This window comes from Amycolatopsis sp. NPDC050768, from assembly GCF_040654155.1.
Taxonomy (GTDB): Bacteria; Actinomycetota; Actinomycetes; order Mycobacteriales; family Pseudonocardiaceae; genus Amycolatopsis.
The window spans coordinates 219,325-233,443 of the sequence record NZ_JBFAHL010000003.1 but is presented as its reverse complement, the minus strand read 5'-3'; the positions used below and the strand labels follow the sequence as shown (position 1 = coordinate 233,443).

Sequence of the window (14,119 nt, the reverse complement as noted above, 5' to 3'; positions counted from 1 at the left end):
GTTGCAGGACACGGGTTTGCTCAGCCTCGACGACATCGCGCTGATCAAAAGTGAAGGGGCCCCAGGAAAAATCCCTGGGGCCCCTTCACGGAAAAGCGAGTCAGCCGACCGAGATCGCCAGCTGGTGCAGACCCGGGCCTTCGGCGGTGACGGAGGCCTCGCCGTTGCCCGTGCGGTGCAGCGCGCGCACCGTCCACGAGCCCGGCGCGGCGTAGAAGCGGAAGTCGCCCTCGGGCGAGGCGACCACCTCGCCGGTGAAGTCGCCGCCGCCGTCGAGCAGGCGCACGAACGCGCCGCCCAGCGGGCCGTCGGAGCCGGTCACCTTGCCGGCCAGCACGACCTGACCGTTGGTGTCGAAGTCAGCGGGCGTGGCCACCTGGACCGGGGCGCCGCAACCGTCGTCAGCCATCTATTTCGCTCCCAACTCGACCGGCACGCCGACCAGCGAGCCGTATTCCGTCCACGAACCGTCGTAGTTCTTCACGTCGGAGTAGCCGAGCAGCTCGTGCAGCGCGAACCACGCGATGGACGAACGCTCACCGATGCGGCAGTACGCGATGGTCGCCTTCGCGTCGTCGATGCCGGCCTCGGTGTAGAGGTCCTTGATCTCGTTCTCGGTCTTGAAGGTGCCGTCCTCGTTGGCGACCTTGGCCCACGGCACGTTCAGCGCGCCCGGGATGTGGCCCGGCACCTGGGACTGCTCCTGCGGCAGGTGCGCCGGGGCGAGCAGCTTGCCGGAGAACTCGTCGGGCGAACGCACATCGACGAAGTTCTTCGCACCGATGGCCTCCACGACCTCGTCGCGGAACGCGCGCAGCGAGAGGTCCTGTTCGTTGGCGTGGTACTCGGTGGCGTCGCGCTTCACGTCGTCGGCGTTGAGCTCACGGCCGTCGAGCTCCCACTTCTTGCGGCCGCCGTCGAGCAGCTGCACGTTCTGGTGGCCGTAGAGCTTGAAGTACCAGTATGCGTAGGCGGCGAACCAGTTGTTGTTGCCGCCGTAGAGGACCACGCGGTCGTCGTCCGAGATGCCCTTCTCCGAGAGCAGCTTCTCGAACGCGGCCTTGTTCACGAAGTCACGGCGCACGCCGTCCTGCAGGTCGTTGCGCCAGTCGAGCTTCACCGCACCGCGGATGTGCCCGGCGTCGTAGGCGGTCGTGTCCTCGTCGACCTCGACGAACACCACGCCGGGTGTGTCCAGGTTCTCCTCGGCCCACTGAGTGGTGACCAGGGCGTCTTCACGGCTCATGGAAGCGAACTCTCCTTCTGGGGTTTGGAACTGCTAGGAAGCCCGCGCGGGGCTGAAGCGCTTGAGCAGCAGGTACATCTCGCAGCCGAGGCAGAAGTTGAACGCGCCGTTGAGGAACGCGGCGAACAGCGCGAACGCCGTCGCGACGATGCCGAGCGGGGCCACGCCGGCGACGAAGCCGATCGTGCCCACGAGCGCGAACACGAAGCCCACGGCCTGCGCGAACCGCAGCGGCGCCGCGTCCTCGCGCTCGGTCGGGGGGCCGAGCCGCGGCGCGACGAGCGCGCGGTACAGCACGGAGTACGGCGCCGGCTTCAGACCGACGAACGCGCCGATCGCGAAGATCACGGTCTGCAGGGCCAGCAGCGGCCACCACTGCGTCACGAGCACCACGGCGAGCACGACGGTGGTGATGATCGCGGCGAACCGCGGGCCACGCGGGTCGACAGCCGGTCCGGCGGGCATGGTTCCTCCTGCTGAGGGCGAGGCGAGGGGCGTGCGAGAGCACGGACGGTAGAGCGTGCGAAAACCGGCGGACGACGTGCTTCAGTGCCGGCGCGACGAGCGCGGACACAAGCTGCTGCGCACGCGGCACAAATCCACCGCGCGGCGCTGCGTCAGGAGGGTGATGGGCAGCTCGTCCACGTCAGCGAGGGTACTCAGTGCTCCAACCGGCTGGGAACCGCGTTCATACCTTGGGACGAGTCCCGCCCATTGGGAAACAGCCGGTGAGGCGGTCTCCGCCGGTCAGCGAACGTCGGCTTCGGCCAGGTGCGGACGCAGGGCTTCGAGCAGCTCCGGGCCCTTTGGCACGCCGCCCACGCGCAGCAGCTCGCGGCCGTCGGCGGTCAGCGCGAGCGTGGTGGGGGTGCGCAGCACGGACAGGGCGTGGGCGACCTCGGGCTGTTCGGTCACGTCGAGGTCGACGTGGTGCAGCCCCTCGGTCTTGTCGGCCAGCGCCGACAGGATCGCGCGAGTGTGGCGGCACGGCGCGCAGAACGTGGTGGAGATCTGCACGAGCGTGACGGCCGAGGCCGGGTCGAGCGCTTCGGCGACCGGAGCGGGTAGTTGGGCGAGGTCGCGGGCCGCGGCGGCCGGTTTGGCCGCGCGCACCCGTCCGTTGCGGGCCTTCAGCAGCAGGCCGGCCAGAACCGCGACCACCAGCGTGGCCAGCAGCACCCAGACTCCGATCACCGGGCACTCACCCCTTCGACGTCGTCAGGTCCGAGAAGTTCACGTTGGTCGCCTCGCCCGTGATCGTCACGGAACCGCTGTCCACGCGCACCGCGGTCGGGGTGACCGAGAGCGGCAGCGTGCCCGTGTCGATCGAGGCGCGGAAGTTCGGCAGGAGAGCCTTCTGCACTGACTCCGGAACGACGGTGGTCTCGTGGTCATTCCCGAACTGCAGCCGGTGGGGGGTGATCGTGATCGTCTTGTCCTTGAGCTCGATCAGCGCGAAGCAGAAGATCTCCACCTTCTGACCGGCCACCTGCACGTCACCCGACAGGCGCATGCCGGCGGTGTTGCCGTCCTCCGGCTCGCCCGCCGCGTTGGTGGGGGTCGGGTCCGGCTCCTGGCCCTGGTCGGTGTCGCCGTACTTGACGTAGGCCTCGGTGCTCTGGTCGATGCGCAGGTTCTGGATCTTGTCCAGCGGCGAGATGCGCGCGATGTCCGACGCCTTGATCGTCACGGCGCCGGTGAGCTTGCCGATCTTCACGTTTTTCGTGTTGCCCGCGGTGAGGTCCGACAACGGCGCTGTTACGTCTTCGAGTTCGGCGCTCACGCCAAGATCGCGCAGCTCACCGCCCACGGGTACGCCGTCGGCCGATACGGTGATGTGACTGTAGTCACCCGAGAGCGCCTGCGTGAGGAACGGGAAACCGTGGATGTCGACCGACGGGTCGTCGGTCAGGCCGAGCTGCTCGCGCGCCTTCTGGGAGATCGTGTGCTCGGCGAACGCGGCGGCCCCGAAATCGGCTCCGACCAGCAGGATCACGATGACCCCGAGCACGATTACCCAGCGGCGGACGCGCCGTCCGCGACGCCGGTTGTCCGGCCGAGGAGCCGGTCGGTCGTCCCGCGTCACGGGCCTGCTCACCATCGCGTCGGTTCTCCTGTTCGTCGGGGGCCGGGGCGCTTCCTGGGGTTCGGCCAGGTGTGATCGATCCAGCACGAGCTAGGTGACGTGTTGTTCACCCGGTATTCTCACTCAGCATCGACCGAGGCCCACGTTCGAGGCCGTGCGCCAGGCCCTGACTTTGTGAAGGCGGTGTGGCTCCATGAGCCTGGACCTTCTGGTACTTACCGCGGAAGCCGACCCCACCTCTGTGCTTCCCGCGCTGGATCTGCTGCCCCACACCGTACGCGTCCGCGAGCCCGAGGTGACGGCCCTGCTCGACGCCGGGCACCGCGACGTCATCCTGCTCGACGCCCGCAGCGACCTCGCCTCGGCGAAGAGCCTCTGCCGCCTGCTCAAGGGCGCCGGCGACGACGAGGCGAGCACGCCCGTGATCGCCGTCGTCGGCGAAGGCGGCCTGGTGGCCGTGAGCTCCGAGTGGCGCACCGACGACATCCTCCTGCCGACCGCGGGCCCTGCCGAAGTCGACGCGCGCCTGCGGCTCGTGACGACCCGCGACGGCGTCTCCGGCCAGGTCGAGGCCGAGCTGCGCGTGGGCGACCTCGTGATCGACGAGGCCACCTACACCGCACGCCTGCGCAAGCGCACCCTCGAGCTCACGTACAAGGAGTTCGAGCTCCTGAAGTACCTCGCGCAGCACGCCGGGCGCGTCTTCACCCGCGCGCAGCTGCTGCAGGAGGTCTGGGGTTACGACTTCTTCGGCGGCACGCGCACGGTCGACGTCCACGTGCGGCGCCTGCGCGCCAAGCTGGGCCCGGAGCACGAGCAGATGATCGGCACCGTCCGCAATGTCGGCTACAAGTTCGAGCGCCCGGCGAAGTCCGGTCCGAAGCAGCCGGCGCCGGCCATCGAATCCGTGCCCGAGTACATCAACCGCTGACGCGCGTGATTCCCCCAACGAGCCCCTTCACGCGGCGCTGCGCGTGGGTAATGTCGGCTTCGTGGCGGAAACAGAGCTGACGGGCTGGACGGCCGAACTCGGGGCTGACGCGGCGGAAGCGGTGCGTGAGGTGCTGCTCGCGGCGAAGGCGGCCGACGGGCGGCCCGAGGTCGACGCGACCGGTCCGTTGCCGCGCGAGTTCGCGGGCGGGCTGCACCTGCTCGCGCGCCTCGACGGCAAGCCCGCCGGCTACGCGCACCTCGACACCGAGGGCGACTCCTACGGCCGCCAAGTTGCGGAGGTCGTGGTGCACCCCGACTACCGCCGCCGCGGTGTCGGCACCGCGCTGGCCCGCGAGCTCGACGCGAAGGCCGCCGAGGGCGCCCGCGTCTGGGCCCACGGGGACAGCGCCGCGGCCGCCGCCCTGGCGAAGGACTTCGGCCTCGGCCGGCAGCGCGAGTTGCTGATCCTGCACGTCGAGGTCGAAGGCGCCGACTGGCCCGAACCCGTGCTGCGCGAAGGCCTGCGGCTGCGCACCTTCGTGCCGGGGCAGGACGAAGAGGCCATGATCGCCGTCAACGCACGCGCGTTCGACTGGCACCCGGAGCAGGGCGCGTTCAGCGTCGACGAGCTGCGCGCCGAAGAACGGCAGCCGTGGTTCGACCCGGCCGGTTTCTTCCTGGCGGAGAACGAGAACGGCGACGTTGTCGGCTTCCACTGGACGAAGGTGCACGAGCCCGTGCCCGGCCGCTTCGGCGGTGAGCCGGTCGGGGAGGTCTACGTCGTGGGCGTCGATCCGGGCACACAGGGTGGCGGTCTCGGCAAGGCGCTGACACTCGCGGGCCTAAGGTACTTGCGCGAGAAGGGATTACGCCGAGTAATCCTTTACGTCGAGGGCGACAACGCACCGGCACTGACGGTCTATTCGAAACTGGGGTTCACGCGTTTCGAAACCGACGTTCAGTACGGTCGGTAGTCACCGCCGACGGGGGCGCGCCCTGTGTTACTTTCTGCGTACATGCAGGTCACGGCAGGGACACGACACCCTTTCGGCGTAGTCGCCCTGCTCACATACGGTGCCTTGTTCACTTTGCGTTCATGTGAGCAAGGGGGACCGTCCATCGGGGCTGCCTAATGTCCGGATCCGGCGCGCTGAGACGCGCGCCGATCCGGCGAAGTCTCCGAGTGGAGGAAATGCAGTGAAGATCATGCGGCCCCTTGGTGCCGTGGGCATCGTGGCGAGCGCCGCCCTGGTGCTCGCTGCCTGTGGTAGCGACCCTGCGGCGAGCAACAGCAGCAACTCCAGCTCGGCCGCCGCCCCCGCCGCCACCGGCACCGCGCAGGTCGACTGCGGTGGCAAGAGCCCGCTGTCCGGTGAGGGCTCGACGGCTCAGAACAACGCCATCGACGTCTTCAAGCTCGCCTACGGCAAGCAGTGCAGTGGCCAGCAGGTCAACTACACCGCCAGCGGCTCGGGCGCGGGTGTCAAGCAGTTCAACGGCAACCAGGTCGACTTCGGCGGCACGGACTCCCCGGCCACCGGCGCCGACCTCGAGGCCGCCAACAAGCGCTGCGCCTCCCCGGCGTGGAACATCCCGATGGTCGTCGGCCCGGTGGCCGTCGGTTACCACCTGTCGGGTGTCGACAAGCTCGTTCTCACGCCGTCCGTGATCGCGAAGATCTTCAGCGGTGGCATCACGAAGTGGAACGACCCGGCCATCAAGGCGATCAAGGGCAACGAGAGCTTCACCTTCCCGGACAAGGCGATCCAGGTCGTCTCCCGCTCGGACGAGTCGGGCACCACCGACAACTTCCAGAAGTACCTCGGCGCGGCTGCCAAGGCCGACTGGACCAAGGGCGCGGGCAAGAAGTTCAACGGTGGCGTCGGTAACGGTGCTTCCGGCTCGAACGGTGTCGCCACCACGGTCAAGGGTGCCGACGGCTCGATCACGTACGTGGAGGGCGCGTTCGCCAAGGACGGCGTCACCCCGGCCCTGATCGACAGCGGCTCCGGCGGCGTCGAGCTGTCCGCCGAGAACGTCGCGAAGTCCCTCGACTCCGCGACCTTCCTGAACCCGGGCTCCAACGACCTCGCGCTCGACCTGAACAAGATCTACGCGAGCAACGTCGCCGGTGCCTACCCGCTGCTGCTCACGACCTACGAGCTGGTGTGCTCGAAGTACTCGAACCCGGACGTCTCGAAGGCCGTCAAGGCGTTCCTGACCACGTCGGCGACGACCGGCCAGCAGCAGCTGTCGAGCAAGGGCTACGTGCCGATCCCGCAGAGCCTGCAGGACAAGGTGCTGACCGCCGTCAAGGCGATCTCCTGACTTATCCTCGACTTGGCTGAATAACAAGTACACGCAGGACCTAACCAGTCGATGAGCGAGTCATCCTCGACGCGAACGCCCACCGGCACCCCCGGTGGGCGTTCGTCGTCCGCCCGAGCGTTCCCGGAGGATCCGATTTCGGACACAACATCCGCGCCGGCGCCCGAAAGGCCACCCGCGCAGGAGAAGCCGAAGAAGGTGCGGGCCGGTGACCGCATCTTCCAGAACCTGACCACCGGGGCCGGCATCTTCATCGTGGCTCTGATCGGCCTGATCGGGATCTTCCTGATCATCCAGGCCATCCCGGCGCTGCGGGTCGACAAGGTCAACTTCCTGTTCAACCACGGGTGGTCGACGAACGACCCGGAGAACATGGCGTTCGGCATTGCCGACCTGTTCGAGGTCACCGTGGCCACCTCCGTGGTGGCGCTGATCATCGCCATGCCGGTGTCGCTCGGCATCGCCCTGTTCCTCACCCAGTACGCGCCGAAGCGGCTCGCCCGCGGGTTCGCCTACGTGATCGACCTGCTGGCCGCCGTGCCGTCGATCATCTTCGGCCTGTGGGGCATCATCGTGTTCGCCCCGGCGATCGAGCCGTTCTCGCTGTGGGTGAACTCCACGTTCTCGTGGTTCCCGCTCTTCGCGCCGGGCAACGTGCAGCCCAACGTGCGCGGCACGATTTTCACGGCCGGCATCGTGCTGGCGGTGATGATCCTGCCGATCATCACGTCGCTCTCGCGCGAGGTCTTCGAGCGCACGCCGACCCCGCACATCGAAGGCGCGCTGGCGCTGGGGGCCACCCGCTGGGAGGTCATCCGCACCACGGTGCTGCCGTTCGGCAAGGCCGGTTACGTCGGCGCGTCGATGCTGGGCCTCGGCCGCGCGCTCGGTGAGACCATCGCGCTCGCGGTCATCCTGCTCATCCCGCAGGGCCGCAACTTCGACTGGAGCCTCTTCGACGGCGGTGCGACGTTCGCGTCGAAGATCGCCGCGAACTACAGCGAGTTCAACAACGCCACCTCGGCCGGCGCGTACATCGCCGCAGGTCTGGTGCTGTTCGTGCTGACGTTCCTGGTGAACTTCGCCGCCCGCTCCGTCATCAGCAAGAAGGGGGACTGAGCATGTCCACAACGCTCGAACGTCCCGCTGTGACCCCCGCGTTCCAGCAGGTCAGCCTGGCCCGCAAGGCCAAGAACGGCCTCGCCACCGTGCTCGTGTGGCTGGCGTTCCTGATCGCCGTGGTGCCGCTGGTGTGGGTGCTTTACACCGTGGTCGTCAACGGCATCAAGCGGATCCCGTTCTCGAACTGGTGGACCGAGGACTTCGGCTCCGTGCTGAGCGACGAGGTCGGCGGCGGTGTGCTGCACGCGATCATCGGCACGCTGGAGCAGGGCCTGATCTGCGCGATCATCGCGGTGCCCATCGGCCTGCTGGTGTCGATCTACCTGGTGGAGTACGGCCGCGGCAAGCTCGCGAAGGCCACCACGTTCATGGTCGACATCCTCTCCGGTGTCCCCTCGATCGTGGCCGCGCTGTTCATCTACGCGCTGTGGATCACCACGCTCGGCCTGCCGCGCAGTGGGTTCGCGGTGTCGCTGGCGCTGGTGCTGCTCATGATCCCGGTGGTCGTCCGCTCGTCGGAGGAGATGCTGCGGATCGTGCCGGACGACCTGCGCGAGGCGTCCTACGCGCTGGGCGTGCCGAAGTGGAAGACGATCATGAAGATCGTGCTGCCGACGGCGTTGTCCGGCATCATCGGCGGCATCATGATGGCGCTCGCCCGCGTGATGGGCGAGACGGCGCCGCTGCTGGTCCTCGTGGGCTACTCGGCCTACGTGAACTGGAACCCCTTCGACGGCGAGCAGGCCGCACTGCCGCTGGTGATGAACAACGAGCGCGTGACCAACTCGCTCGACCCCGGGAGCGTCGGCTTCGACCGGATCTGGGGCGCGGCGTTGACGCTGGTCATCATCATCGCGATCCTGAACTTGCTCGCCACCCTGCTCTCCCGGCTCCTCGCCCCGAAGAAGAAGTGAGTCATGGCCAAGCGAATCGACGTCAAGGACGTAGACATCTACTACGGCAAGTTCCACGCCGTGGACAGCGTCACGCTGAACGTGCCGCCGCGCAACGTCACCGCGTTCATCGGGCCGTCGGGCTGCGGTAAGTCGACCGTGCTGCGCACGCTCAACCGGATGCACGAGGTCATCCCGGGTGCGCGCGTCGAGGGCGAGGTGCTGCTCGACGGCGAGGACATCTACGCGTCCGCGGTGGACCCGGTGCAGGTGCGCCGCACGATCGGCATGGTGTTCCAGCGCCCCAACCCGTTCCCCACGATGTCGATCAAGGACAACGTGGTGGCCGGGCTTCGCCTGGGCGGCACCAAGAACCGCAAGCAGCTCGACGAGATCGCCGAGCGCGCGCTGCGCGGTGCCAACCTGTGGAACGAGGTCAAGGACCGGCTCAACAAGCCGGGCGGCAGCCTCTCCGGTGGTCAGCAGCAGCGGCTCTGCATCGCCCGCGCCATCGCGGTGCAGCCCGACGTGCTCCTGATGGACGAGCCGTGCTCCGCGCTCGACCCGATCTCGACCCTCGCCATCGAGGACCTGATCGGTGAGCTCAAGAAGGAGTACACGATCGTCATCGTCACGCACAACATGCAGCAGGCGGCTCGTGTTTCCGACCAGACGGCGTTCTTCAACCTGGCCGGCGTCGGCCAGCCCGGCCGGCTGGTCGAGCTGAACGACACGGAGAAGATCTTCTCCAACCCGGAGGAGAAGGCGACCGAGGACTACATCTCGGGCCGCTTCGGCTGATCGTTCGCTTCGGTCCGCGACAAAACGGCTCCTCCGTCCGATGTGGACGGAGGAGCCGTTCTCGTTTGTCGTTGCTCAGCAGTCGTGGGCGATGGCCTGCCGGGCCGCGTTGACGGCGGCGATGACCGCGGCGTTGGCACCGACGACCTTGTCCAGCGTCGCGTTGTCGCGGAATCCGGTGTCAGCGAGGAGAACCAGCGTCGGGCCAAGATCAAAGTGGACGGTCGACCCGCCTTCTGATCGAAGAGCCTTTGTGGACTGACCGCGAGATCAGACGTTGAGGTCCTCGTCGGAGTCGTAGCCCGGCATGCGGCCGGTGACCACGAAGATCATGCGCTTGGCGACCGAGACTGCGTGGTCGGCGTAGCGCTCGTAGAAGCGGCCGAGCAGCGTGACATCGACGGCCGTGGCGACACCGTAGGGCCACTCGCGGTCCATCAGCACGGTGAACAGGTGACGGTGGATGTCGTCGACCTGGTCGTCCTCGGTCTCGAGGTCCTTGGCGGCGTTGACGTCCTTGGACTTGATGACCTGCTCGGCCTGGCGCGCGAGCTTCACCGCGGCGCGGCCCATCTCGATGAAGTAGGGCCTCACCGACTCCGGCAGCACCGCCTCGGGGTGGCGACGCCGTGCGGCCTTGGCGACGTGCAGGGCGAGGTCGCCCATGCGCTCGAGGCTCTCTGCGGCGTGGATGGCGGCGAGCACGGTGCGCAGATCCGTGGCGACGGGCGCCTGGAGGGCGAGTAGCGCGTAGGCCTGCTCCTCGCACTCGGCGCGCGCGTCGTCGACCTTCGCGTCGTCGCTGATCACCTGCTCCGCGAGGCCCAGGTCGACCTCCAGCAGTGCCTTGGTGGCCAGCTCCATCGCCTCGGCGACCTGAGCCGACATGGCGGCCAGGTTCTCGGCGAGCTGTTCGAGTTCGACATGGTAAGCCTCACGCATGGAGACACCCTACGACGCGCGTTGTCCGAATACCGCATCGTAGGGTGAACCGCACGTGAATCCGGTCTAACGAATCCCGTGGCTCAGCCTTCGGCGGTGCTGCTGTCGGTCTTGGCCGAGTTGCCCGCGTTGGCCGCGGTGGTGGTCTTTTCGCCGGGCAGCGGGGTGTTGTCGCGCAGGGCGTCGAAGAGCGAGTCCGTTCTGGACTGCACGAGGACCTCGTTGCCGCGCTTGTTGGCGGTGCCGGTGGTGGGCACGGTCATGAAGTTGATCTTGGACGGGTCCACGCCGCGCATCGACTGGGCGAGCGTCATCATCTGCTGCACACCGAGGTTGTCGCCGAAAGTGGCCTTCGCGAACGCCGTGATGAAGCCGGAGAGCTTGCCCGGGTCGAGGACCACGTCGGACGACATGACCTTCTTCAGCAGCGCCCCGATGAACGCCTGCTGCCGCTTGATGCGGCCGTAGTCGGACGTCGGGTCCCCCTTCACGTGCCGGGCGCGCACGTAGTTCAGGGCCTGGTCGCCGGAGATGGTGACGTCACCGGTCTCCAGCAGGACCTTGCCGAGCACCTCGTCGTCGATGGGCTTCTCGTTGTTGATGGTGACGCCGTGGACCGCGTCGACCATGTCCTTGAAGCCGTTGAAGTCGATGCCCACGAAGTGGTTGATGCGCAGGCCGGTGATCTTCTGGATCACCTTCGTGACGCACTGCGGGCCACCCACGGCGTACGCGGTGTTGAGCTTTGCGATGCTCTGGCCCGACACGACCTCGTCGGTGGTGACGGCCTTCGAGGGGTCCCAACGGTTGCAGTCGGGCCGGTTGATCTCGAGGTCGCGCGGGAACGACACCACGACCACGCGCTTCCGGTCGGCCGGCACGTGGGCGACCATCACGGTGTCCGAGCGGGCGCCGGGGTTGCTCTCGGCCGTGCCGACGCCTTCTTCCGCCGAGGCGCCGTCGCGGCTGTCGGAGCCGACCATGAGGAAGTTCTCGTCGTTGGCCTGGGCGTCGGCGTTGCGGATGTCGGAGGAGTTCTCGTCGAGCGCGGCGACCTGGGTGAACTTGGCGTCGAACCAGTTCACCGCCCCCCAGGCCACGCCGGTGCCCAGGAAGACCAGCACGGCCAGCACGATGAGCACGATCCGCCCGATCCGGACGGCCCGCTCGTTGTGGCGCTGCTTTTTCTCCTGCAAGCGGGTTTGCGGGGCGCGCTCTTCGGGATTCTCGTCGTCTGCCTCGGCTTCGGCTTCCGCGGGAATCGCCTTGTAGATCCCCGTAGGCGCCACCACGCGCTGCAGGGCGGTGCGCGTCTGCTCGAACAACGCGACGGGCCTCGCGGTCAGCCGCGCCATCCGCTCGCGCCGCTTGTCCTCCTCCGCCAGCATCTCGTCGTGGGCAGCCGAGAAGCGTGCGAGGGTGTGGTCGATCTTCCGGCGGTACTGCGTGGCCTCGTCGATCGCCTCCATCTCGTCCGTCATGGTCAACGGATCGAGCTCCGACCGCGCGGGCACCCCGGCGGGGCGCGCGGGTGGGCGGCGCTGGCGGGGCGGACGTTTGCCGTCGACGGGAGGGGTGAGCTGAGTGCGCTCCCCGACGGGGGAGGTGAGCTGAGTGCGCTCGGCCCCCGGGGCCGCTTGGTTGTTCTGGTCGGCTTCGGCGCTTTGGTCGTTCTCGTCGAACCCGTCGGCCGCGAGACCTCGGTCTGTGCCGGGCAAGCCGGATTTGCCGTTGTCGGCGCCGTTCGGCCCGGGCCGGCCGTTCGCACCGGCTTGGGGCCGCCGCTTGCCATTCGCCCCGGCCTTGCCATTCAGCCCGGCAGCACCGTTGGCCCCCGGGACACCGTGCGGCCCGGACGTGCCATTCGACCCCGGCTTGCCATTCGCACCCGCAAGACCATCCGGTCCCGGCATCCCGCCGGGGCCAGGCATACCGTTCGGTCCCGGCTTGCCGTTGGGACTCGCCTTGCCATTGAGCCCGGCACCGCCGTTGGCCCCCGGCATGCCGCTGCCATTCGGCCCGGCCTTGCCATTCGGCCCAGCTTGAGGCCCTGGCGTGCCGCTGGGCCCGTCCTTGCCATCGGGCCTGGCGACGCCGTTGCCACCTGGCACGCCGTTGCCCGCGGGGTTGCCATTCGGCCCGGTTTGAGGCGCAGGCTTGCCACTGGGCCCGTCCTTGCCATTGGGCCCGGCAGGACCGCCGGGCCGCGGCATGCCGTTGGCCGTCGACATGCCATTGGGGCCTGCCTTGCCATTGGCGCCGGCAGCTCCTGGCACGCGATGGGGGCCGGACGTGCCATTCGGCGCGGACGTGCCATGGGGGCCGGCAGGACCGCCTGCGCCTGGCACGGGCGCAGGCATGCCATTCGGGCCGGGCTTGCCATTGGGGCCGGCGGCGCCGTTCGGTCCCGACATGCCATTCGGGACGGTCTGGGGGCTCGGCTTGCCATGGGGACCCGGCTTGCCGTTCGGACCGGCGGCGCCGTTGGGCCGTGGCATGCCGTTGGCAGGAGGCATGCCATTCGGGCCCTGGTTGCCATTCGGTGCGGCAACGCCGCCGGCGCCTGGCATGCCGTTCGGGCCGGGGCGCTGGCCGTTGGGGCGGGCGGGGCGTTCGGCCGGGGGTAGCGGGGCGACACCCGTCGGGCCCGGGGTGCGGCCGCGGGGGCGGCCGTTCGGGGGCTCGGACGGTGCGGAAGTGCCGTGGCGGCCGGGGGGTTCGGCGGCCGGGAGGTCCGAGAAGTCGGGGCCGTCGTCGGGCACGGCGTGGCTGCCGCCGGGCGCCGGGGGTTCCGGGGCGCGGCGGCGGCCGGTGGGGAGTGGCTGCGAGGTCGTCGCGCGGCGCGGGGAAGGCGGTTCCGGTGCGGCCCGGCGGGGCCCGCGCGAGGGGGCCGGCTCCGGGGCATCCGCGGCGTGCGAGGTCCGGCCCGGCGAATCCGCGTGTGGCACGGGGCCGCCCGCCGAAGGTGCGGCGGGCGGGTCGTCGTCGGGGCGGGCGCGGCGGCCGCGGGGTGGCGGCTGCTCGGCGCGGCGAGAGCGGGAAGAGGTCGAGTAGGTCTCGTCCGCGAGGTGTGAGCTGCCGGGGCCGGCCAAGTGGGAGTTGCCGTTGGACTCTGCCGAGTGTGAGCTGCCGGGGCCGCCCAGCCGGGAGTTGCCGTTGGACTGTGCCGAGTGTGAGCTGCCGGGGCCGCCCAGCCGGGAGCTGCCGTTGGACTCCGCGAGGTGTGAGCCGCCATCGAAGTCGGAGTCGTCGGCGCGGCGCGAGCCCGGGCGGGAGCCGGGCGCGGCAGAGTAGCTGTTGGGGCCGCGCAGGTGGGAGCTGCCGTTCGACTCCGCCAGGTGCGAGCTGCCGTTCGACCGCGTTCCGGGTTCCGCGCGCCGCGAGCCCGGGTCCGAGTCTTCCGTGTCGAAGGTCGGGCGTTCGCCGGTGTGGCGGGCCACGACGTCGGAGACGCTGATGCCGCCCTGGGTTTCCATGGAGCGGCGGCGGCCGGCGCGGGTGTGGGGAGTGCCGTTGTCCGAGTGGCGACCGGTGCCGGGAAGGGGGCGATCGTCGGGCACTCGGACTCCTTTCGCACTTCGGGCGCTTACGAACCGGCGGCGGGGCCTTTCGTTCCGGCTCTCCCAGGGCACGTCGTTCCTCGGGAGGTTTTCGTTATCGTACGGATACCCGCCGTTCGTGACGACACCCTCCCGCGAATTTCTTCACCATGAGTCGACCCAAGACGGCCCGAAGCGGACGAACAGGTGAAGATTGGAGCAAGCGAAT

The 14,119-nt window shown here is 68.9% G+C and carries 14 protein-coding genes; 6 read left to right on the top strand and 8 right to left on the bottom strand.

The annotated features are described in order from the left end of the window. Window positions 1–100: 100 nt before the first annotated feature. From AB0H62_RS11160 to AB0H62_RS11135, 6 genes are all read right to left on the bottom strand, one after another. Window positions 101–409: a DUF1416 domain-containing protein gene (locus AB0H62_RS11160; protein WP_220245061.1), complete on the bottom strand. Its 309-nt coding sequence runs from the start codon at window positions 407–409 to the stop codon at window positions 101–103. Further along, window positions 410–1,246 (bottom strand): sulfurtransferase, encoded by an 837-nt coding sequence (locus tag AB0H62_RS11155; protein WP_360585616.1) that lies wholly within the window; start codon window positions 1,244–1,246, stop codon window positions 410–412. A 33-nt stretch (window positions 1,247–1,279) separates the two neighbouring features. After that, window positions 1,280–1,711 carry a DUF4395 domain-containing protein gene (locus AB0H62_RS11150; protein WP_220245059.1) on the bottom strand — a complete coding sequence of 144 codons (432 nt, stop codon included), beginning with the start codon at window positions 1,709–1,711 and terminating at the stop codon, window positions 1,280–1,282. 81 nt (window positions 1,712–1,792) lie between these two features. Next, window positions 1,793–1,891, bottom strand: coding sequence for a putative leader peptide (locus tag AB0H62_RS11145; RefSeq protein WP_360585614.1), 99 nt, complete (start codon window positions 1,889–1,891; stop codon window positions 1,793–1,795). Window positions 1,892–1,993: 102 nt separating this feature from the next. Continuing rightward, window positions 1,994–2,440 (bottom strand): thioredoxin family protein, encoded by a 447-nt coding sequence (locus AB0H62_RS11140; protein WP_360585613.1) that lies wholly within the window; start codon window positions 2,438–2,440, stop codon window positions 1,994–1,996. Between the two features lie 7 nt (window positions 2,441–2,447). Continuing rightward, window positions 2,448–3,347 carry a DUF2993 domain-containing protein gene (locus tag AB0H62_RS11135; protein WP_220245057.1) on the bottom strand — a complete coding sequence of 300 codons (900 nt, stop codon included), beginning with the start codon at window positions 3,345–3,347 and terminating at the stop codon, window positions 2,448–2,450. A gap of 178 nt (window positions 3,348–3,525) precedes the next feature. Here AB0H62_RS11135 and AB0H62_RS11130 point away from each other — a divergent pair, with 178 nt between their 5' ends. The 6 genes from AB0H62_RS11130 (at window position 3,526) to pstB (ending at window position 9,409) form a co-directional block, all read left to right on the top strand. Continuing rightward, the gene (locus tag AB0H62_RS11130) at window positions 3,526–4,263 is read left to right on the top strand and encodes a response regulator transcription factor (RefSeq protein ID WP_220245056.1); all 738 of its coding nucleotides are present in this window, start codon (window positions 3,526–3,528) and stop codon (window positions 4,261–4,263) included. Between the two features lie 76 nt (window positions 4,264–4,339). After that, window positions 4,340–5,239, top strand: coding sequence for a mycothiol synthase (gene mshD, locus AB0H62_RS11125; protein ID WP_220247229.1), 900 nt, complete (start codon window positions 4,340–4,342; stop codon window positions 5,237–5,239). Window positions 5,240–5,462: 223 nt separating this feature from the next. After that, a complete protein-coding gene (gene pstS / locus AB0H62_RS11120; RefSeq protein ID WP_220245055.1) occupies window positions 5,463–6,593 on the top strand; it encodes a phosphate ABC transporter substrate-binding protein PstS in 1,131 nt (376 codons plus the stop codon). Between the two features lie 198 nt (window positions 6,594–6,791). Continuing rightward, window positions 6,792–7,712 (top strand): phosphate ABC transporter permease subunit PstC, encoded by a 921-nt coding sequence (pstC, locus tag AB0H62_RS11115; RefSeq protein WP_220245054.1) that lies wholly within the window; start codon window positions 6,792–6,794, stop codon window positions 7,710–7,712. A gap of 2 nt (window positions 7,713–7,714) precedes the next feature. After that, window positions 7,715–8,629: a phosphate ABC transporter permease PstA gene (gene pstA / locus AB0H62_RS11110; protein ID WP_220245053.1), complete on the top strand. Its 915-nt coding sequence runs from the start codon at window positions 7,715–7,717 to the stop codon at window positions 8,627–8,629. A gap of 3 nt (window positions 8,630–8,632) precedes the next feature. Then, window positions 8,633–9,409 (top strand): phosphate ABC transporter ATP-binding protein PstB, encoded by a 777-nt coding sequence (gene pstB, locus AB0H62_RS11105; RefSeq protein WP_360585609.1) that lies wholly within the window; start codon window positions 8,633–8,635, stop codon window positions 9,407–9,409. A 270-nt stretch (window positions 9,410–9,679) separates the two neighbouring features. On the opposite strand, the gene phoU is transcribed toward pstB, so the two are convergent. Together phoU and AB0H62_RS11095 are read right to left on the bottom strand one after the other, a co-directional pair. After that, on the bottom strand, window positions 9,680–10,351 hold the full coding sequence (gene phoU / locus AB0H62_RS11100; protein WP_220245051.1) for a phosphate signaling complex protein PhoU: 672 nt from the start codon (window positions 10,349–10,351) through the stop codon (window positions 9,680–9,682). 83 nt (window positions 10,352–10,434) lie between these two features. Then, on the bottom strand, window positions 10,435–13,911 hold the full coding sequence (locus AB0H62_RS11095; protein WP_360585606.1) for an LCP family protein: 3,477 nt from the start codon (window positions 13,909–13,911) through the stop codon (window positions 10,435–10,437). Between the last annotated feature and the right edge of the window lie 208 nt (window positions 13,912–14,119).

Bases quoted from the DNA above. Each gene is read 5' to 3' on its own strand.
- AB0H62_RS11160 (WP_220245061.1), bottom strand. From the start codon at position 409: ATGGCTGACGACGGTTGCGGCGCCCCGGTCCAGGTGGCCACGCCCGCT.
- phoU (WP_220245051.1), bottom strand. From the start codon at position 10,351: ATGCGTGAGGCTTACCATGTCGAACTCGAACAGCTCGCCGAGAACCTG.
- AB0H62_RS11130 (WP_220245056.1), top strand. From the start codon at position 3,526: ATGAGCCTGGACCTTCTGGTACTTACCGCGGAAGCCGACCCCACCTCT.
- pstB (WP_360585609.1), top strand. From the start codon at position 8,633: ATGGCCAAGCGAATCGACGTCAAGGACGTAGACATCTACTACGGCAAG.
- pstA (WP_220245053.1), top strand. From the start codon at position 7,715: ATGTCCACAACGCTCGAACGTCCCGCTGTGACCCCCGCGTTCCAGCAG.
- AB0H62_RS11150 (WP_220245059.1), bottom strand. From the start codon at position 1,711: ATGCCCGCCGGACCGGCTGTCGACCCGCGTGGCCCGCGGTTCGCCGCG.
- AB0H62_RS11135 (WP_220245057.1), bottom strand. From the start codon at position 3,347: ATGGTGAGCAGGCCCGTGACGCGGGACGACCGACCGGCTCCTCGGCCG.
- AB0H62_RS11155 (WP_360585616.1), bottom strand. From the start codon at position 1,246: ATGAGCCGTGAAGACGCCCTGGTCACCACTCAGTGGGCCGAGGAGAAC.